Below are 19,084 nucleotides of genomic sequence, written 5' to 3'. Positions count from 1 at the left end.
CGCGGGCGGCGCTCGATTTCAGCATCACCACAGCACTCTAGGCAGGCACCCTAAAAGCCCACAATTACCTCAAGGCATGCACCCCAAAGCCCACAACTACCCTCAAGGCATGCACCCCAAAGCCCACAATTACCTCAAGCCATGCACCCCAAAGCCCAAAATTACCTCAAGCCATGCACCCCAAAGCCCAAAATCACCTCAAGCCATGCCCCCCAAAGCCCACAACAACCTCCAGCCAGGCACCCGCAAGCCCAACACAGAACCCAACCTGTCACTGCTGTCAGCCAGCTGTCACGCTGCCGACCCGGTCACAGCGCTATAAACTCCAATACACACCTCCCTTCCCCACCCCTTGGCCAAGGTGCCCGCGCCGATGCGACGTCCTTCCCGTTCCATCCTTCTCGCCGCGTTGGCGCTGCTCGCCGTGGTGGCCGTGGGTACCTGGTATGGCCAGCGCCAGCAAAGCACCACCACGCATGCGCCAACGGCGATCCCGGTGCGGGTGGTCAGCGTCGCTCAACAAGACGTGCCGCGCTACGCCAGCGCCATCGGCTCGGTGCTGTCGCTGCACAGCGTTGAAGTGCGGCCACAAGTCGAAGGCGTACTGACCCAGGTGCTGGTCAAGGAAGGCCAATGGGTAAAGGAAGGCGACCTGCTCGCCACCCTGGATGACCGCGCAATCCGCGCCACGCTCGACCAGGCCCGTGCCCAGCTCGGCCAGAGCCAGGCGCAGATCCAGGTGGCCGGTGTCGACCTCAAGCGCTACCGCCTGCTCAGCACCGACGATGGTGTGTCCAAGCAGACCCTCGACCAGCAACAAGCACTGGTCAACCAGCTGCAGGCCACGGTCAAAGGCAACCAGGCGGCCATCGCCAATGCCGAGGTGCAGCTGTCATACACGCAGATCCGCTCTCCGGTGACCGGGCGTGTCGGCATCCGCAACGTCGACCCCGGCAACCTGGTGCGCACCACGGATACCCAAGGCCTGTTCAGCGTCACCCAGATCGACCCGATCGCCGTCGAGTTCGCCCTGCCGCAACAGATGCTGCCGACCCTGCAGGCCCTGCTCAAGGCGCCAACCCCGGCGCTGGTCGAGGCATACATGGATGCCGATGGCGAACGCAATCTGCTCGGCGAAGGCCACCTGGCGCTGATCGACAACCAGATCTCGGCCAACACCGGCACGGTGCGGGTCAAGGCCGAATTCGACAACAAGGACGGCCACCTGTGGCCGGGGCAACTGGTCACCATCCGCCTGCGCACGGCGGTCGAGGAAAACGCCCTGGTGGTGCCGCCGCCGGTAGTGCAGCGGGGTGTCGACGGGCACTTCGTCTACCGCCTGGACGGTGACAAGGTCACCGCCGTGCCGGTCAAGGTGGTGTACCAGGACAGCAGCCTGAACATCATCGCCGGGGTCAAGCCGGGCGAGCGCCTGGTGCTCGACGGCCAGTCCCGGCTCAAGCCCGGTTCGCGGGTCGAGGTGACTCCGGACGCCCCACCACCGGCGGAAATGGCTGAGCGCAGGAGCCAGCCATGAATACCCGCAACGGTATTTCCGCCTGGTGCATCGACCACCCGATCGCCACCCTGCTGCTGACCTTCGCCCTCGTGCTGCTGGGCGCCATCGCCTTCCCGCGGCTGCCGGTGGCACCGCTGCCCGAAGCGGACTTCCCGACCATCCAGGTCACCACCCAGCTGCCCGGGGCCAGCCCGGAAACCATGGCATCGTCGGTGGCCACGCCACTGGAAGTGCAGTTCAGTGCCATCCCCGGCATGACCCAGATGACCAGCAGCAGCGCGCTGGGCTCGACCACGCTGATCCTGCAGTTCACCCTCGACAAGAACATCGACACCGCCGCCCAGGAAGTCCAGGCGGCGATCAACACCGCCACCGCCCGCCTGCCCCAGGACCTGCCCAACCCGCCGACCTGGCGCAAGGTCAACCCAGCCGACAGCCCGGTCCTGGTGCTCACCGTCAGCTCCGCGCAGATGCCCGGCAATGACCTCAGCGACTATGCAGAAACCCTGCTGGCGCGCCAGCTCAGCCAGATCGAAGGGGTAGGCCTGATCAACATAACCGGCCAGCTGCGCCCGGCCATCCGCGTGCAAGCCCAGCCGGAAAAACTCGCCGCCATCGGCCTGACCCTCGCCGATGTGCGCCTGGCCATCCAGCAGACCAGCCTGAACCTGGCCAAGGGCGCGTTGTACGGCGAGCACAGCGTCTCGACCCTCGCCGCCAACGACCAGCTGTTCCACCCTGAGGACTACGCCCAACTCATCGTTTCGTACCGCGACGGTGCACCGGTGCACCTCAAGGACGTGGCCAAGGTCATCAATGGCGCCGAAAACGCTTACGTCAAAGCCTGGTCCGGCGACCAGCCGGGGCTCAACCTGGTGGTGTTCCGCCAGCCCGGGGCGAATATCGTCGACACCGTCGACCGGGTGCTGGCGGCGCTGCCCAAGCTGCAGGAAATGCTCCCGGCCTCCATCGAAGTGTCGGTGCTGCAGGACCGCACCCAGACCATCCGCGCCTCGTTGCACGAGGTGGAACTGACCCTGATGATCGCCGTAGCCCTGGTGATCGGGGTGATGGCGCTGTTCCTGCGCCAGTGGTCGGCGACCCTGGTGGTGTCCAGCGTGCTCGGCGTGTCGCTGATCGCCAGTTGCGCACTGATGTATGTGCTGGGCTTCAGCCTCAACAACCTCACCTTGGTGGCCATCGTCATCTCGGTGGGCTTCGTGGTGGACGATGCCATCGTCGTGGTGGAGAACATCCACCGACACCTGGAGGCCGGTGACGACAGCCGCACGGCTGCGCTCAAGGGTGCGGGGGAAATCGGCTTCACCGTGGTGTCGATCAGCTTCTCACTGATCGCGGCGTTCATCCCGCTGCTGTTCATGGGCGGCGTGGTCGGCCGGCTGTTCAAGGAGTTCGCCCTGACGGCCACCTCGACCATCCTGATCTCGGTGATGGTGTCGCTGACCCTGGCGCCCACCTTATGCGCGCTGTTCATGCGCCGCCCGCCCGGCGAGCACCACGGTGGCTTCGGCGAGCGCCTGGTGAAGTGGTACGAAAAAGGCCTGGACCGTGCCCTCGCCCACCAGCGCCTGACCCTTGCCGTGTTCGGCGTGACCCTGGCCCTGGCGGTGGTCGGTTATGTCGGCATCCCCAAGGGTTTCTTCCCGCTGCAAGATACCGGTTTCATCCTTGGCACCACCGAGGCGGCGGCGGACGTGTCGTACCCGTCGATGGTCGAGAAGCACCTGGCGCTGGCGAAGATCATCGGTGACGACCCGGCAGTGCAGGCATACTCGCATTCGGTGGGGGTTACCGGCAGCAACCAGACCATCGCCAATGGCCGTTTCTGGATCGCCCTCAAGCCACGCGGTGAGCGTGACGTGTCGGCCAGCGAGCTGATCGACCGCCTGCGGCCGAAACTGGCGCAGGTACCGGGCATCGTCCTGTACATGCGCGCCGGCCAGGACATCAACCTCAGTTCCGGCCCGTCGCGCACCCAGTACCAGTACGTGCTCAAGAGCAACGACGGCGTGGCCCTGAACCTTTGGACCCAGCGCCTGACCGACCGCCTGCGGGAAAACCCGGTGTTCCGCGACCTGTCCAATGACTTGCAACTAGGCGCCAGCGTCACCCGCATCGACATCGACCGCCAGGCCGCGGCGCGCTTCGGCCTGACCACCACGGATGTCGACCAGGCGCTGTACGATGCCTTCGGTCAGCGGCAGATCAGCGAATTCCAGACCGAGACCAACCAGTACAAAGTGATCCTCGAACTGGACGCCAAGCAGCGCGGCAAGGCCGAGAGCCTGAACTTCTTCTACCTGCGCTCGCCGCTGACCAACCAGATGGTGCCGCTTTCGGCCCTGGCGCATGTCGCGCCACCCAGTACCGGCCCGCTGTCGATCAGCCACGACGGCCTGTTCCCGGCCGCCAACCTGTCGTTCAACCTGGCCCCCGGCGTGGCCTTGGGCGATGCGGTGACGATCCTCGAACGCACCCAGCGCGAACTGGGCATGCCCGACTCGATCAGTGGCAATTTCCAGGGCGCGGCCCAGGCCTTCCAGAGTTCGCTGGCAAGCCAACCCTGGCTGATTCTCGCCGCGCTGGTGGCGGTGTACATCATCCTCGGCGTGCTCTACGAGAGCTTCGTCCATCCCCTGACCATCATTTCCACCCTGCCCTCGGCCGGGCTCGGGGCGTTGATACTGCTCTGGGCCATGGGCCAGGATTTCAGCATCATGGGCCTGATCGGCGTGGTGCTGCTGATCGGTATCGTCAAGAAGAACGGCATCCTGCTCATCGACTTCGCCCTCGAAGCCCAGCGCCACCAGGGCATGACACCCGAGCGGGCGATACACCAGGCGTGCCTGACGCGCTTCCGGCCGATCATCATGACCACCCTCGCCGCCTTGCTCGGCGCGGTGCCGCTGATGCTCGGCTTTGGCGCCGGCGCCGAGCTGCGCCAACCACTGGGCATCGCCGTGGTCGGCGGTTTGCTGGTGAGCCAGGCGCTGACACTGTTTACCACCCCGGTCATATACTTGGCCCTGGAGCGCCTGTTCCATCGCCGCCAGGCCGCCCGTGCGGCGGCGCCAAGTGCCAGCTAGGACAAGACCATGCGTGTGCTGATCATCGAAGACGAAGAAAAAACCGCCGACTACTTGCACCGCGGCCTGACCGAGCAGGGCTTTACCGTCGACCTTGCGCGCGATGGCATCGACGGCTTGCACCTGGCCCTTGAAGGCGACTACGCAGTGATCGTGCTCGACGTGATGCTGCCGGGCCTGGACGGCTACGGCGTACTGCGCGCACTAAGGGCGCGCAAGCAGACGCCGGTGATCATGCTCACCGCCCGCGAGCGCGTCGAAGATCGCATCCATGGCCTGCGCGAAGGCGCAGACGATTACCTGGGCAAGCCGTTCTCGTTCCTTGAACTGGTCGCCCGGCTGCAGGCATTGACGCGCCGCAGCAGCACCCACGAACCGTTGCAGATCCAGGTCGGCGACCTGTGGATCGACCTGATGGCGCGCAAGGCCAGCCGCGCCGGCCAGCGCCTGGAACTCACCGCCAAGGAATTCTCGCTGCTCAGTGTGCTGGCCCGACGCCAGGGCGAAATCCTTTCCAAGACTGCTATTGCCGAGCTGGTCTGGGACATCAACTTCGACAGCGACGCCAATGTCGTCGAGGTGGCGATCAAGCGCCTGCGCGCCAAGCTCGACGGGCCGTTCGACAACAAACTGCTGCACACCATCCGAGGCATGGGCTATGTCCTGGAAAACCGCGCCGCTTAACTCCATCGCCCTGCGCCTGTCGGCACTGTTCATCCTGGTGGCGCTCGGGGTGTTCGTGCTGATCGGCTCGGCGCTGTACCGCCAGGTCGACCGCAGCCTGGACCTGCTGCCGGCCGCCGAACTGGATGCGCGTTTCAGCGTGCTCGAGTCCACCCTCAACCGCTTCGGCACACCTGAGCACTGGGCCAAGATCAACAACAAGCTCAACCTGCTCAGCGAGGAGGACAAGCGCATCCGCTTCTGGGTGGTCAGCAGCAACCCGGCCTACGAATATGGCCGCCCCAGCGAACTGGTCCGTGCCTTTGCCGAAGGCCCGCCGGGGATGCGCGAGCTGCACCTGCCCGAACGCCCTTACCCGTACAAGGTGCTGGTCAGCGAACTCCCGGCCCTGGGCGAGCGCCCGGCGCTGCGATTTCTGATCGGCATCGACACCGAGACGTTCTGGCAGGCCCAGCACAGCCTGCTGGTGGCCATCGTCGGCCTGGCAGTGCTCGGTGTGCTGCTGGCTTCGGTGCTGGGTTACTGGGTGGCGCGCATCGGCCTGCGACCGCTGCTGGCGTTGTCGGTCGAGGCCCAGGCACTGGCACCGCCGCGCCTGGATGGCCGCTTGCAGACGCACAACCTGGCACCGGAACTGGCGCAGTTCGCCGGTGCCTTCAATGCTGCGCTGGACCGGGTCAGCCAGGCCTATTCGCGGCTCGAAGCCTTCAACGCCGACGTCGCCCACGAGCTGCGCTCGCCGCTGACCAACCTGATCGGCCAGACCCAGGTCGCGCTCACCCGCGGGCGCAGTGCGGAGCATTACTTCGAAGTGCTGCAATCGAACCTGGAAGAGCTGGAGCGCCTGCGCAGCATCATCAACGACATGCTGTTCCTCGCCAGCGCCGACCAGGGCAGCAAGGCCACCGCCCTGACCCAAGCCTCGCTGGCCGAGGAAGTGGCCACCACCCTCGATTACCTCGACTACATCCTCGAAGACGCCCAGGTCAGCGTCACCGTCAGCGGCGACGCCTATGCGCCCATCGAAAAGGCCCAGCTGCGCCGGGCGTTGATCAACCTGCTGAACAACGCAGTGCAGCACACGGCGCCGCACCAGGTCATTCGCGTGCATATCGAGGCTGGGGCGGAACAGGTCTGCATTGCCGTGAGCAACCCAGGGCCGGCCATCGACGATGCGCACCTGCCTTTGCTGTTCGAGCGGTTTTACCGGGTGGATGCGGCGCGCAGCAACAGTGGCGGTGGCAACCATGGATTGGGGTTGGCGATCGTCAAGGCGATTGCGTTGATGCATGGCGGGGAGGTGTTCGTGCGCAGCGGTGACGGCGCCAACACCTTTGGCATGCTCCTGCCGATCCTGAAGCCTGCGCGACCAGTGTAGGAGCGGCCTTGTGTCGCGAAAGTGCTGCGAAGCGGCCCCAGATTTTCTGCTATGGCGTAGATTGCTGGGACTGCTTCGCAGCCCTTTCGCGACACAAGGCCGCTCCTACAAAAAACGCGCAAGCTGTCTAGTACGGTGGTTTGCGGCCAAAGTCCTATTGCCTTTTTCGCCATCATTACCTTTTGCGCAACAGTGCTTATCGCCAATGACGCTGTTTCCGCAGCACTTTAAGGACTAACTTTACCCCCGTCCTCATAGCACTTGCCCCGCAAGAAGGTAGTTTCAAACATGTCCAACAGTATGGGTATTGCCAGCGTTTTCGTTCTGTCTTCCCTGTTGTTGTCGCCCCTGGCCATGGCCGAAGAATCCCCGGCTTTCGTTGCTCGCACTGCAGAACTTGCCGCTGTTCACCAAGACTCCCGCGAAGCCCTGGCACACAAGGCCGACGCCGGAAAAGACGCAGAACAGACAGCTGCTAAAGTTTCCAGCGACGCCAATGCCGATAGCTGATCGCGCGTCGCACCCGCTCCCGTTTTCCCTTGGCTACGCCATGGGCACCGTTGGTGCCGATATGTTAGCCTTTTAAAGCCGCTGCCGATTAGCGGCTTTTTTTATGTGCGCTAACTCTCAGCCCCGCTGTAACGTACCCCTATAAAAAGATGCACATTCAAAAATAAAAACTGCCCCACCGCCAGACCAAAGGAGCTAGTACCGGTGCCTTCCGCGTTTCGCTTTACCCCGCTGTTCATTGCGTTGACTGCAACGATCCCTTTCGCCGCCCAGGCAGATGAAGACAAGGCTGATGGCTTCATCCAAGGTTCGTCCTTCAACCTGCATTTTCGTAATGCCTACTTCAACCGCGACAACCACAACGCCGACGTGCGCGACACCCGCGAGTGGGGCCAGGGCGCGGTAGCGCGTTTCGAATCCGGTTACACCCCGGGCGTGGTCGGCTTCGGCCTCGACGCCCATGCCATGCTGGGCCTGAAGCTCGACGGCGGTGGCGGCCATGCCGGCACCAGCATCCTGCCCGAGCACATCAAGGACAATGGTGAACTGGGCGCTGCCCCGCACTCGTTCTCCACCGCCGGTGCAGCGGTCAAGCTCAAGGCATTCGACACCGAGCTGAAAGCCGGTGACCTGTTCATCACCAACCCGGTGATCGCGGGCGGTGAAACCCGCATGCTGCCGCAGACCTTCCGCGGCGTGAGCCTGACCAACCACAGCATCGATGGCCTGCTGCTCGAAGGCGGCCAGGTCAGCTTCACCCACCCGTACAACCAGAGCGGCCACCGTCGTATCGACACCTATTACGGCGCCCTGGACGAACACGACAAGAGCAAACACCTGAACTGGGCGGGCGCGTCGTGGAGCGGTACCGAGAACATCACCACCAACCTGTACGCGGCCGAGCTGAAGGATATCTGGAACCAGTACTACGCCGACTTCGACTACACCTACGTGGTCAACGACCTGGTCAGCCTCAACCCAGGCGTGCACTTCTATCACACCCAGGACACCGGCCAGGCGCTGCTGGGCAAGATCGACAACAACACCTACAGCGTGCACTTCACGGTCAACGCCGGTTACCACAGCGTCACTGCCGCCTACCAGCGGGTCAACGGCAACACGCCGTTCGACTACATCAACCTGGGCGACAGCGTGTACCTGGACAACTCGCGCATGTATTCGGACTTCAACGCCCCTAACGAGCGGTCGTGGAAGCTGCAGTACGACTACAATTTCGCCGGTATCGGCATCCCGGGCCTGAGCACTTCGCTGTCGTACTCGCGCGGTGAGGCAGACCTGACCAAGGCCACCCAGGACACCAGCCACTACGACTACTACCGCGCCGATGGCAAGAACGCCATGCACTGGGAGCGGGACCTGGATGTGAAGTATGTGTTCCAGGAAGGCGACCTGAAGGATCTGGCGGTGCAGCTGCGCTACGCCACCCACCGGGGTAGCCAGGGCTATGCATCGATCGACAGCAATAGCGACAACGATGAACTGCGGGTGATCGTCGATTACCCACTGAACATTTTCTGATCTGAGGCCGCTGGCGAGGGCTTTGCCCTCGTTTCGCGACACAAGGCCGCTCCTACAGCGGCCTGGTGTCGCGATTAGGCTCAAAGCTGCCCCACAAGCATTTCCGTCGGACAAATCTTGTCCGACAATCCACGCTTCCCTAGAATGTCGCCCGCCGCAAATGGCCCTGCCTCAGCAGTAGCGCGCATGCCCACTCGATCACCGCGTTTCGCTTTCTACAGGTCGCACCCCGAGCTGATCCTCAACCTGGGCAGTTGCCTTGCCGTGCTCGCCATCGTGGCCATCGTCGGCTACTTGCTGGCTCGCGAGCGCGATAACGTCGAGCAATCGGCGATACGCTCCTCCAGCAACATCGTGCAGTTGATCGAAAGCGATATCCTGCGCAACGTCGAACTCTACGATCAGTCCCTGCGCGGACTGATCTGGGCCGTGCGACACCCGGAGCTATTGAAGGTTGCCCCCGAACTGCGCCAGCAGATCCTGTTCAATCAGACCTTCGCCGCCCCGGTGCGAGGTGACATCCTCTGGCTGAATGCCAAAGGCGATGTGGTAGGTGACTCGATCAGCATCAAACCACGCCAGGCCAACTTCGCCGACACACCGGCGTTCCAGGCTCATCGCGACAACCCGCGCCTCGGCCTGTTCATCAGCCCACCCTTCAAGGCAAGGCTGGGCGACCTCGACTGGTGCATCAGTTTCAGCCGGCGCATCTCTGCGGATGACGGTTCCTTTGCAGGGTTGGCCGCAGGCGCGTTGCGCCTGTCCTATTTCAATCAGCTGTTCCAACGCCTGGACATCGGTGATGAGAGCAGCATCAACCTGCTCAATACCGACGGCCAGTTGCTCGCCCGCCAGCCAACCCGGGACAAGGACCCGCTGATTGGCACCAACTTCGGCGACCGGCCCAACTTCAAACGCATCCTGGGCGAACGCAGCGGCAGCTTCACCGCCAGGTCCAGCATATATGGCACCCAGCGCATCTATACCTTCGCCCGGGTTGCCGACCTTCCCCTGATCGTGCTGGTGGTGCATTCGGCCGAGGAAGTGTTCCAGTCGTGGCGACGTACCGCCATTGTTGTCAGCGTCGCAACCGGCGTGCTGTGTATCGGCATTCTCTGGCTGAGCCTGCTGCTGGGCCGCGAACTACGCCGGCGCCACGAAGCCGAACTAGGCCTGGCAACACTCGCCGCCACCGACAGCCTGACCGGCCTGGCCAACCGTCGCCGGCTGGATCAAGTGCTGCGGCAGGAATGGTCACGTGCCGTGCGCAACCGCAAACCGTTGGCACTGCTGATGGTGGATATCGATCATTTCAAGGCATTCAACCAGCGGCACGGCCACGCCGGAGGCGACCACGCGTTGCGCGAGGTGGCCCATACGCTGCAACAGTGCATCCGCCGACCTGCTGACCTGGCAGCACGTTACGGCGGAGAGGAATTCCAGGTGGTCTTGCCTGAAACCGCACTGAGCGGCGCATTGCTGCTGGCTGAAAGCATCCGCGCGCGCGTGCAAGGATTAGCGCCATTCGGCGACGACGAGCGCTCGGTTACCGTCAGCATTGGGGTCAGTGTCTTCACCCCAGGCACCCAGCAGGACCTGGCGCAGGTGCTGGGTGCTGCGGATGAAGCCCTCTACCGGGCCAAGGCCAATGGCCGTAACCGCGTAGAGGGGCCACTCGATTAGGAGCGTGCGCGGGCCGCGTTACGCAGCGCCTTCACCTGGTCATGGTTGCGCTGTACGCCCTGCAGTTGCTTTTCCACCAGCGCGTAGCTCTGATCGCTGGACTGGCGGCCCAGCTTGACCAGTTTCTCACGGGCTTCCTTGTAGGCCTTGAGGGCATGGTCTTCGCCGCGCTCGACTTCATTGAGCACCGCTTCCTCATCCTTGCCGGTGACCATCGACTTGAGATTGACCCAGCCACGGTGCAAATCACCGCTGATGCTGGTGGAGGTTTCCGGGTCACCGCCCAGGCGGCGCACTTCGCTCTGCAGTTCGGCAGCAGCATTGGCGCACTCACCGGCACGCTGGACGAAGAACGCCTTGAGTTCAGGGTTCTTCACATCATCGGCCGAGGCCTTGAAGCCCTTTTCGCCATCCTTGCTGTACTCGATCAGGTCGTTGAGCACGTCGATCACGTCTTTGTTGGGGTTGCTCATGGCACAAACTCCTTGGCAGGTGATAGTCACCATTACCAGAGCAGCCTTCATGCCAAGCTAAGCAATGCAATTAAATCGTTTTAAATCAGTAACTTAAAAAATAGATAACCGAACAGCGAAACGGCGTTATGCATGATTGCCGCTTGGGTAGTCGTGCAGATTGCAGTATGGTCGCCGCACATTCACAGCCAGGCTTCGTCGATGAAACCGGAAATGCTCGAACTGCTGGTTACCCGCAGCATGCCTTTTGGCAAATACCAGGGACGGATTATTGCCGACCTGCCAGGGGATTACTTGGCCTGGTTCGCACGCAAAGGGTTTCCTGCAGGGGAACTGGGTGGGTTACTGGCCTTGATGCACGAGGTCGACCACAACGGCTTGGCCGATCTGCTGGTGCCGTTGCGGCAGAAGCATTGCCGGTAGCCTGTGCTGGCCCCTTCGCGGGCATGCCCGCTCCCACAGGAATTCTACTGATCCGTGGATCATGCGATCCCTGTGGGAGCGGGCGTGCCCGCGAAGAGGCCGGCACTGGCAACAGAATGCTCTAGCCTTTCACCGGCGCCACAGCCAACTCCGCCCGCTCGCTCTTCTTGATCACTGCATACACCACTGCCGTCACCAGGCTCCCCGCCACAATCGCCAGCAGATACAAAAGCGCATGGTTGATCGCATTGGGGATCAGCAACACGAACAGCCCGCCATGCGGTGCCATCAGCTTGCAGCCGAAGTACATCGACAGCGCGCCGGTCAATGCACCACCGGCAATGCTCGCCGGGATCACCCGCAGCGGGTCCTTGGCGGCGAACGGGATCGCACCTTCGGAGATGAAGCACAGCCCGAGCGCCAGCGCCGCTTTGCCCGCCTCACGCTCGCTCTGGGCGAACTTGCGGCGGGCGAGGAAGGTGGCGATGCCCAGGCCGATCGGCGGGACCATGCCGGCGGCCATGGTCGCCGCCATCGGCGCATAGCTCGAAGAGGCCAGCAGCCCCACCGAGAAGGCATAGGCGGCTTTGTTGATCGGCCCACCGAGGTCCACGCACATCATGCCACCCAGCAGCAACCCGAGCAGGATGGCGTTGGTGGTGCCCATGCTGTCGAGGAAGTGCGTCAACCCTTCGAGCATCGCCGCCACTGGCTGGCCGACCACATAGATCATCACCAGGCCAGTGAACAGGCTGGCCAGCAGCGGGATGATCAGGATCGGCTTGAGTGCCTCCAGGCTGCTCGGCAGGCGCGCCCAGCGGGCGATGGCCTTGGCGCTGTAGCCGGCGAGAAAGCCGGCGACGATGCCGCCAATGAAACCGGCACCCAAGGTGCTGGCCAGCAGCCCGCCGATCATGCCCGGCGCCAGGCCCGGGCGGTCGGCGATGGACCAGGCGATGTACCCCGCAAGCAGCGGCACCATCAACTTGAATGCCGCCTCGCCTCCGATCTGCATCAGCGCGGCCGGCAGGGTGCCCGGCTGCTTGTAGGCCTCGATGCCGAACACGAATGACAGGGCAATCAGCAAGCCACCCGCCACCACCATCGGCAGCATGAACGAGACACCGGTGAGCAAATGCTTGTAGACGCCGTTTTTCTCAGCCTGGGCCGGGGCCGCTGCTGCTGCATCCCCAACACTTTCAACCTTGGCTTCTACCAAGGCCTTTTCCAGGGTCGCATGCGCCTGCTTGAGAGCGATACCGGTGCCGCAACGGTAGATACGCTTGCCTGCAAAGCGTGCCGTCGGCACCTCGATGTCCGCCGCCAGCAGCACCACATCGGCCTGCGCGATGGCCTGGGCCGACAGCGGGTTGCGCGCACCGACCGAGCCTTGGGTCTCGACAGCAAGCTGGTAACCGCGTTGTTGCGCAGCCTGTTGCAAGGCTTCGGCAGCCATGAAGGTATGTGCGACGCCGGTCGGGCAGGCGGTCACCGCAACAATCCGTACAGCCGCTGAAGGGGCGACGCTAACCGGTTGCTCGGCCAGCACCGCGGCCTTGCCTGCCGCCTCCTCGAGAAAGCCCTCGCGGTCGGCCAGGGCCTGGGCCGGGGTACTCTGGTATACGCGCTTGCCGCTGAAACGCGCGAGGTCGACCGGGCCGGTGCTAACCACCAGCACCCAATCGGCCTCGGCGATCTGCGCAGGCGTCAGTTGGCGTTCAGGATGTTCGGCATCCTGCACTTCGACACTGGTGCTCCAGCCGCGGCGCTGGGCGGCAGCCGCCAGCAGGCGGGCACTGAGCACGCTGGACACCTGCCCATTGGGGCAGGCGGTGACGATGGCGATGTTCATCGGCAACCCTCTTGTTGTTCTGTCAGTTGCACGGCGGCTTCAAGGCGCACCAGCTGCTCGTGGTCGCAGATGCCGAAGCCGACCTGGGTCACCGCCTGTGCGGCGATGGCGGTGGCGCGGCGCAAGGTCTGCTGCGGGCTTTCCGCCGCCAGCAGGCCATGGACCATGCCCGCGACCAGCGAATCTCCCGCGCCCACGGTACTGGCTACCCGCACCTGCGGCGGCCGCGCCTGCAGCGCTTGGCCAGCGGTGAACCAGCTCACTCCCTGCTCGCCCGCCGACACCACCACATGCTCGACACCGCTGGCCAGCAGTTGCTGGGCCGCGGCACGTTGCTCGGCGGCGGTTTGCACGGCCAGACCGAGCACTTCGCCCAACTCTTCGGTATTGGGTTTGACCAGCCAGGGGGCACTCTGCAGGCCAGCACGCAATGCCTCGCCACTGCTGTCGAGCGCCACCTTCAGCCCTTGCTGCCGCAGTTGTTCAAGCAGCTGGCGGAACCACTCGGGGCTGATCCCGCGCGGCAGGCTGCCGGCGACCACCACCGCGTCGTGCCCGGGCGCTACCTGCTGCAAGCGGCGCAACAACTCGGCGCGGTCGGCATCGTCGACATCCGGCCCCTGGCCGTTGATGTCGGTGACCCGGCCATCGGCTTCGACCAGCTTGAGGTTGCTGCGGGTTTCACCGCCCACCCGCACGAAGCAGTCGGCAAACCCGCGCCGGGCGATCAGCGCTTCGAACGGTTGCAGGTTGTCGCGGCCCAGAAAGCCCCCGACGGTAACGCTGTGGCCCAGATCAGCCAGCACCTGGGCCACGTTCAGGCCTTTGCCTGCAGCGTGGCTTTGCTGGGCCTGGGCACGGTTGACATGGCCTGGGCGCAAGGCGTCGAGGCTGACGGTAATGTCCAGCGCCGGGTTCAGGGTCAGGGTGAGAATCTTGGCCATCAGTAACGCTCCACCAGCGCGCGAACCGCCGCAGCGCTGTCCTGTTGCAAGGCCTCGCGCGCCAGGGCGCGGGCCGTTTGGTGATCCACCTGGCGCACCAGGGCTTTGACTTCGGCGATGCTGCGGGCAGCCACGCTCAGCTCGTCGACATCCAGGCCCAGCAGCACGGCAACCGCTTGCGGGTCGGCAGCCAGTTCGCCGCAGACGCCCACCCACTTGCCTTCGGCGTGGGCGGCACGCACGGTCATGTCGATCAGGCTCAGCACCGCCGGGTGCAGCCCGTCGGCCTGGGCAGAAAGGCTCGGATGGCCACGGTCGATAGCCAGGGTGTACTGGGTCAGGTCGTTGGTACCGATACTGAAAAAGTCCACTTCACGGGCCAGCTGCGGCGCCAGCAAGGCGGCGGACGGCACCTCGACCATGATCCCGACCTGCAGGTCGGCGACCGGGATTTCCAGGCGCAGGCGCTCGACCATCGCACGCGCTTCGCGCCATTCGTGGATCTGCCCGACCATGGGAAACATGATGCGCAAGGGACGCTGATCGGCGGCGCGCAGCAACGCGCGCAGCTGGTCTTCCATGATCTGCGGGCGTTGCAAAGTCAGGCGCACGCCGCGCACGCCGAGGAACGGGTTTTCCTCGGCATCGATCGGCCAGTACGGCAGTGGCTTGTCGCCCCCCACATCGAGCGTGCGCACGACCAGTGGCCGGCCGCCGAGGCCATCGAGCACGCGGCGGTATTCCGCTTCCTGGGTAGCCACGTCGGGGGCCTGCGAATGGGCCATGAAGATCAGCTCGGTACGCAGCAGGCCAACGCCTTCGGCGCCTTGGTCCACCACCTTGTCGATGCCACTGCTCTCGCCGATATTGGCGAACACTTCGACGGCATGGCCATCGCGGGTTACCGCCGGCTCATGGCGTTGGGCCCAGGCGGCTTGCAAGCGTTGTTCGCGCAGGTCACGCTCGGCCAGGGCGCGCTGCAGCTGGTCGGCGGGCGGGGCGATGCTGACCCTGCCACGCTGGCCGTCGAGCAACAACGGCGTGCCGGACGCGAGCAGCAGGATCGCCGGGCCCGCGCCGACCACCGCCGGGATACCCAGGGCACGGGCCACGATCGCGCTGTGCGCGGTGGCGCCGCCGTAGGCGGTAACGATGCCAGCGACACGGGCCGGGTCCAGGCGGGCGACATCGGATGGGCCAACCTCGCCCATCACCAGCACATAGGGTTGCTCAGGCTCGGCCTGGGCCTGCACGCCGCACAGCTGGGCCAGCACCCGGCGGCCAATGTCGCGCAGGTCGGCAGCACGCTCGGCCAGCAGGGCATCGTGCAGCGCTTCCTGCTGGCGCGCTGCCGCTTCGATCACCGCCATCCAGGCGGCGGCCGCACTCTCGCCCTGTGCCAGGCGAGCGTCGACATCGTCGCTCAGGGCCGGGTCGGCGAGCATTTCCTGATGGGTGACGAATATCTCGCCAATCGACGGGTCGCTGCGCTGCACCAGCGCCTGCAACTCGCCGTTCACGGCCTCCAGTGCATCGCGGAGTTTCAAGCGCTCCTGGGCGGGCGACTCGCCACGCAGTGGGTAGTCGATATCCCGTTCGACGCAGACATGCGCCGGCCCGCAGGCAATCCCGGGGGATGCACTGACCCCCTGGACGCAGCTGCCGGCAGCAGGCGCCTGAAGCGGTGCGGCCGCATTGGCGACGACTGGGCTGGGGGTTGGCAGCAGCGGCTCAACCGCTTCGCCCAGGCCCTGTTCGATCGCGGCCAGCAGCACTGGCAAGGCATCCGCGGCGATCGACGGTTCAGCGGTCAACTCCAGTTCCTGACCGCGGCGGGCGCCGAGGCTGAGCAGTTTGCTCAGGCTCTTGATCGACACCGCCGGCTGCGCGCTGTCGAGCACACGCACACGGATATCGCCTTCGAAGCCCTTGGCCAGCTGCGCCAACACCTTCGCCGGGCGAGCGTGCAGCCCATGCGGGTTGGCCAGCACGATCCGCACACTGGGCCAGTCAGCCGGAGCCTCGCCGCCCAGCACCTCCAGTACGGCGCGGCTGCTGGTGGCCTGGTAGAGGGTTTGCCCACGGCCTTCGATCAGCACTTCGCACAGGCGCTCAAGCAGCGCCTGATGGGCCGCGCCGAGGCTGGCCAGGCAGAACAGGCCATTGAGCGGCTGGTCGCGATAACGCAGGGGCTGCTGCGGGGTGATGAAGGCAAGGCCCGGTTGACGCACCTGGCGCTCGCTGTGCAGCCACCACAAGCCCTCACCCAGTGGCAGGGGGTCGGCCTGTTGCAGCACGGCAGCGAAGCCGCTGTCGACACAACCGGCGCGCTGCAGCAGACGCGCACCGCGCCAGGCCAGCTCGTCGAAATCTTCGGCCGGCAGGTTCAGGCCGACCAGCTGCGCATCCAGCGCCAGTTCCTGCGGCGCACCTTGCAACAGTTTGAGCAACGCCTCGGCAGAGCTGGCCCGGCGCAACGCCTCGGCCAGGTCGGTTTCACCGAGGGCACGGGTCAACAGCTGCAGCAGGCGCAGATGTTCGTCGGAACGGGCGGCAATGCCGATGGCCAGGTAGACGATCTGGCCATCCCCCCAGTCCACACCTTCAGGGAACTGCAGCAGGCGCACGCCGGTGGCGAACACCAGCTCGCGCGTTTGCGGGGTGCCATGCGGGATGGCGATGCCCTGGCCAAGAAACGTCGAGCCTTGCGCTTCGCGCGCCTGCAGGCCGTCGAGATAACCGTCGGCAACCAGGCCGTCGGCAACCAGCTGCTCCGCCAGCAGGCGCAGCGCCGCTGACTTGTCGGCGGCCTTCTGGCCCATGGCTATCTGCTCTTTGGCGAGCTCGAGCATGACCTTCTCCTTTTGCAGCCCCGGCTTGGTTTTGATGCCGGGTACTGAGGTATTGTTGTGATATTCACGGAATCAGCCAGTTCGACGGCCTTGCAAGGCCGACAGTCGAGGCAGAAAAATCAATAGCTGAAACGTTTAATCTGACCAAGCGGCCACGTTACTCGATAATCTTCCGAGGAAAAAGCCCCATCCTGTCGGACAATTGCGACAATGGTCGTCTGCGCGTGGCGGCCAACCCGGGTCAAACTACCCGGTCCTGGTTCCGTAGCCAGTCCCGGTAATAACAAGGAAAATTCGGTGAAACTCAGCGATATCGCCCGTCTGGCCGGTGTGTCAGTGACCACTGCCAGTTATGTCATCAATGGCAAGGCCGAACAGCAGCGCATCAGCAACAGCACTGTCGATCGGGTGCGTGCGGTGGTCGAGGCCCATGGCTTCACGCCCAACCCGCAAGCAGCCGGCCTGCGCAGCCGCCACACCCGTACCCTGGGCTTCATTCTCCCGGATCTGGAGAACCCCAGCTATGCCCGCATCGCCAAACAGTTGGAACAAGGCGCCCGCGCCCGGGGCTACCAGCTGCTGATCGCCAGCAGCGACGACCAGCCCGACAGCGAGCGCCAGCTGCAGCAGCTGTTCCGCGCCCGCCGTTGCGATGCCCTGTTCGTCGCCAGCTGCCTGCCGCCAGAGGACGACAGCTACCGTGAGCTGCAGGACAAAGGCCTGCCAGTGATCGCCATCGACCGGCGCCTGGACCCGGCGCACTTCTGCTCGGTGATCAGCGACGACCGCGATGCCAGCCGCCAACTGGCCGACAGCCTGCTGGCCACCGCGCCGAAAAGCATTGCACTGATCGGTGCCCGCCCTGAGCTGTCGGTCAGCCAGGCCCGCGCCGGTGGTTTCGACGAAGCGATGCAAGGGTTTGCCGGGGTGATCCGCCGCTATCAGGGCGAGGGGTTCAGCCGTGAATGCGGCCAACGCCTGATGCAGCAGCTGATCGACGAGCATGGCGGCCTTCCGGACGCCCTGGTAACGACCTCGTATGTGCTGCTGCAAGGGGTGTTCGACACCTTGCAGACGCGCCCGGCCGATTCGCGCCAGCTGCACCTGGGCACTTTCGGCGACAACCAGTTGCTCGACTTCCTGCCGCTGCCGGTCAACGCCATGGCCCAGCAGCACGGCCTGATCGCCGCCACCGCACTGGAGCTGGCCCTGGCCGCCATCGAGGAAAAGCGCTACGAGCCAGGCGTGCACGCCATTGGCCGAACCTTCAAGCAACGCATCAGCGCGGCCTGACCATGCGCCTGATCGACACCCACACCCACCTGGACTTCCCCGACTTCGACGCCGACCGCCCGCGCCTGCTGGCCAATGCGGCGGCGCGCGGGGTGGAGCGCATGGTGGTGTTGGGGGTGTACCAGGCGAATTTCCAGCGGGTGTGGGACCTGGCCTGTGCCGAAGACGGCGTGCATGCGGCCCTGGGGTTGCACCCGGTCTACCTGGAGCAGCACCGGCCGGAGCACCTGACGCAACTGCGCGAGTGGCTGCAGCGCCTGCATGGCGACCCACGGCTGTGCGCGGTTGGCGAGTTCGGCCTGGACTACTACCTCGAAGCGTTGGACAAGCAACGCCAACAGGCGCTGTTCGAAGCCCAGCTGCAGATGGCCTGCGACTTCGCACTACCTGCCCTGCTGCATGTGCGCCGCAGCCATGCCCAGGTGATCGCCACGCTCAAGCGCTACAAGCCGGCGCGTGCAGGGGTGATCCATGCCTTTGCCGGCAGTTACGAAGAGGCGCGCGAGTACATCAAGCTGGGCTTCCGGCTTGGCCTGGGCGGCGCAGCGACCTGGCCGCAGGCGTTGCGCCTGCACAGGACCCTGCCGCGCCTGCCGCTGGACAGCATCGTGCTGGAGACCGATTCGCCCGACATGGCCCCGGCGATGTTTGCCGGCCAGCGCAACAGCCCGGAGCATCTGCCCGAGATTGCCGAAGCGCTGGCCGAGCTTATGGGCATCGAGGCTGAGACACTGGCTGAGGTCAGCAGCAGGAATGCCTGTGAGCTTTTTGGCTGGTAGCACTGGCCTCTTCGCGGGTAAACCCGCTCCCACAGGTATTTCACTGAG

General features: G+C 64.7%; 14 protein-coding genes. 10 read left to right on the top strand and 4 right to left on the bottom strand.

What is annotated here, in order from left to right; all coding sequences use genetic code 11:
• The first annotated feature begins 373 nt into the window (after window positions 1–373).
• From ACTORR_RS18720 to ACTORR_RS18690, 7 genes are all read left to right on the top strand, one after another.
• Window positions 374–1,537 carry an efflux RND transporter periplasmic adaptor subunit gene (locus ACTORR_RS18720; protein WP_313365491.1) on the top strand — a complete coding sequence of 388 codons (1,164 nt, stop codon included), beginning with the start codon at window positions 374–376 and terminating at the stop codon, window positions 1,535–1,537.
• Window positions 1,534–4,626 carry a multidrug efflux RND transporter permease subunit gene (locus ACTORR_RS18715; RefSeq protein ID WP_313365490.1) on the top strand — a complete coding sequence of 1,031 codons (3,093 nt, stop codon included), beginning with the start codon at window positions 1,534–1,536 and terminating at the stop codon, window positions 4,624–4,626. Before ACTORR_RS18720 ends, ACTORR_RS18715 begins: the two co-directional genes overlap by 4 nt.
• A 9-nt stretch (window positions 4,627–4,635) precedes the next feature.
• The gene (locus ACTORR_RS18710; protein WP_099814267.1) at window positions 4,636–5,310 is read left to right on the top strand and encodes a heavy metal response regulator transcription factor; all 675 of its coding nucleotides are present in this window, start codon (window positions 4,636–4,638) and stop codon (window positions 5,308–5,310) included.
• Window positions 5,285–6,688: a heavy metal sensor histidine kinase gene (locus tag ACTORR_RS18705; protein WP_099814266.1), complete on the top strand. Its 1,404-nt coding sequence runs from the start codon at window positions 5,285–5,287 to the stop codon at window positions 6,686–6,688. The genes ACTORR_RS18710 and ACTORR_RS18705 overlap by 26 nt, the downstream gene beginning before the upstream one ends.
• A 288-nt stretch (window positions 6,689–6,976) precedes the next feature.
• On the top strand, window positions 6,977–7,198 hold the full coding sequence (locus ACTORR_RS18700; protein WP_054887521.1) for a hypothetical protein: 222 nt from the start codon (window positions 6,977–6,979) through the stop codon (window positions 7,196–7,198).
• Window positions 7,199–7,402: 204 nt separating this feature from the next.
• Window positions 7,403–8,737 (top strand): OprD family porin, encoded by a 1,335-nt coding sequence (locus ACTORR_RS18695; protein ID WP_099814265.1) that lies wholly within the window; start codon window positions 7,403–7,405, stop codon window positions 8,735–8,737.
• Window positions 8,738–8,923: 186 nt separating this feature from the next.
• On the top strand, window positions 8,924–10,420 hold the full coding sequence (locus tag ACTORR_RS18690; protein WP_054887519.1) for a GGDEF domain-containing protein: 1,497 nt from the start codon (window positions 8,924–8,926) through the stop codon (window positions 10,418–10,420).
• On the opposite strand, the gene ACTORR_RS18685 is transcribed toward ACTORR_RS18690, so the two are convergent.
• Complete coding sequence (locus ACTORR_RS18685; RefSeq protein ID WP_054887518.1) at window positions 10,417–10,893, bottom strand: ferritin-like domain-containing protein; 477 nt, start codon at window positions 10,891–10,893, stop codon at window positions 10,417–10,419. The two genes, ACTORR_RS18690 and ACTORR_RS18685, sit on opposite strands and share 4 nt — an antisense overlap.
• Window positions 10,894–11,094: 201 nt before the next feature.
• Here ACTORR_RS18685 and ACTORR_RS18680 point away from each other — a divergent pair, with 201 nt between their 5' ends.
• Entirely contained in the window at window positions 11,095–11,316 is a 222-nt protein-coding gene (locus tag ACTORR_RS18680; RefSeq protein WP_099814338.1) for a DUF3820 family protein, read from the top strand.
• Window positions 11,317–11,437: 121 nt separating this feature from the next.
• Here the strand turns inward: ACTORR_RS18680 and ACTORR_RS18675 are convergent, their stop codons facing one another.
• From ACTORR_RS18675 to ptsP, 3 genes are read right to left on the bottom strand one after another with little or no spacing between them, the layout of a single operon-like run.
• A complete protein-coding gene (locus ACTORR_RS18675) occupies window positions 11,438–13,168 on the bottom strand; it encodes a PTS fructose-like transporter subunit IIB (RefSeq protein ID WP_262110402.1) in 1,731 nt (576 codons plus the stop codon).
• The gene (gene pfkB / locus ACTORR_RS18670) at window positions 13,165–14,112 is read right to left on the bottom strand and encodes a 1-phosphofructokinase (RefSeq protein WP_099814261.1); all 948 of its coding nucleotides are present in this window, start codon (window positions 14,110–14,112) and stop codon (window positions 13,165–13,167) included. The genes ACTORR_RS18675 and pfkB overlap by 4 nt, the downstream gene beginning before the upstream one ends.
• On the bottom strand, window positions 14,112–16,964 hold the full coding sequence (ptsP, locus tag ACTORR_RS18665) for a phosphoenolpyruvate--protein phosphotransferase (protein ID WP_313364328.1): 2,853 nt from the start codon (window positions 16,962–16,964) through the stop codon (window positions 14,112–14,114). Before ptsP ends, pfkB begins: the two co-directional genes overlap by 1 nt.
• 297 nt (window positions 16,965–17,261) lie before the next feature.
• Here ptsP and cra point away from each other — a divergent pair, with 297 nt between their 5' ends.
• Both cra and ACTORR_RS18655 read left to right on the top strand, forming a co-directional pair.
• Window positions 17,262–18,257 carry a catabolite repressor/activator gene (cra, locus tag ACTORR_RS18660; protein WP_313364329.1) on the top strand — a complete coding sequence of 332 codons (996 nt, stop codon included), beginning with the start codon at window positions 17,262–17,264 and terminating at the stop codon, window positions 18,255–18,257.
• A 2-nt stretch (window positions 18,258–18,259) separates the two neighbouring features.
• Window positions 18,260–19,036, top strand: a complete 777-nt coding sequence (locus ACTORR_RS18655) for a TatD family hydrolase (RefSeq protein ID WP_099814258.1) — start codon at window positions 18,260–18,262, stop codon at window positions 19,034–19,036.
• The last annotated feature ends 48 nt before the right edge of the window (window positions 19,037–19,084 follow it).

The organism is Pseudomonas sp. SAR267 (assembly GCF_052077595.1).
Classification (GTDB): Bacteria; Pseudomonadota; Gammaproteobacteria; order Pseudomonadales; family Pseudomonadaceae; genus Aquipseudomonas; species Aquipseudomonas vlassakiae.
This window is presented reverse-complemented; position numbering and strand designations above follow the sequence as displayed.

Bases quoted from the DNA above. Each gene is read 5' to 3' on its own strand.
- ACTORR_RS18675 (WP_262110402.1), bottom strand. From the start codon at position 13,168: ATGAACATCGCCATCGTCACCGCCTGCCCCAATGGGCAGGTGTCCAGC.
- ACTORR_RS18655 (WP_099814258.1), top strand. From the start codon at position 18,260: ATGCGCCTGATCGACACCCACACCCACCTGGACTTCCCCGACTTCGAC.
- ACTORR_RS18685 (WP_054887518.1), bottom strand. From the start codon at position 10,893: ATGAGCAACCCCAACAAAGACGTGATCGACGTGCTCAACGACCTGATC.
- pfkB (WP_099814261.1), bottom strand. From the start codon at position 14,112: ATGGCCAAGATTCTCACCCTGACCCTGAACCCGGCGCTGGACATTACC.
- ACTORR_RS18705 (WP_099814266.1), top strand. From the start codon at position 5,285: ATGTCCTGGAAAACCGCGCCGCTTAACTCCATCGCCCTGCGCCTGTCG.
- ptsP (WP_313364328.1), bottom strand. From the start codon at position 16,964: ATGCTCGAGCTCGCCAAAGAGCAGATAGCCATGGGCCAGAAGGCCGCC.
- ACTORR_RS18720 (WP_313365491.1), top strand. From the start codon at position 374: ATGCGACGTCCTTCCCGTTCCATCCTTCTCGCCGCGTTGGCGCTGCTC.
- ACTORR_RS18700 (WP_054887521.1), top strand. From the start codon at position 6,977: ATGTCCAACAGTATGGGTATTGCCAGCGTTTTCGTTCTGTCTTCCCTG.
- ACTORR_RS18715 (WP_313365490.1), top strand. From the start codon at position 1,534: ATGAATACCCGCAACGGTATTTCCGCCTGGTGCATCGACCACCCGATC.
- ACTORR_RS18690 (WP_054887519.1), top strand. From the start codon at position 8,924: ATGCCCACTCGATCACCGCGTTTCGCTTTCTACAGGTCGCACCCCGAG.
- ACTORR_RS18680 (WP_099814338.1), top strand. From the start codon at position 11,095: ATGAAACCGGAAATGCTCGAACTGCTGGTTACCCGCAGCATGCCTTTT.
- ACTORR_RS18710 (WP_099814267.1), top strand. From the start codon at position 4,636: ATGCGTGTGCTGATCATCGAAGACGAAGAAAAAACCGCCGACTACTTG.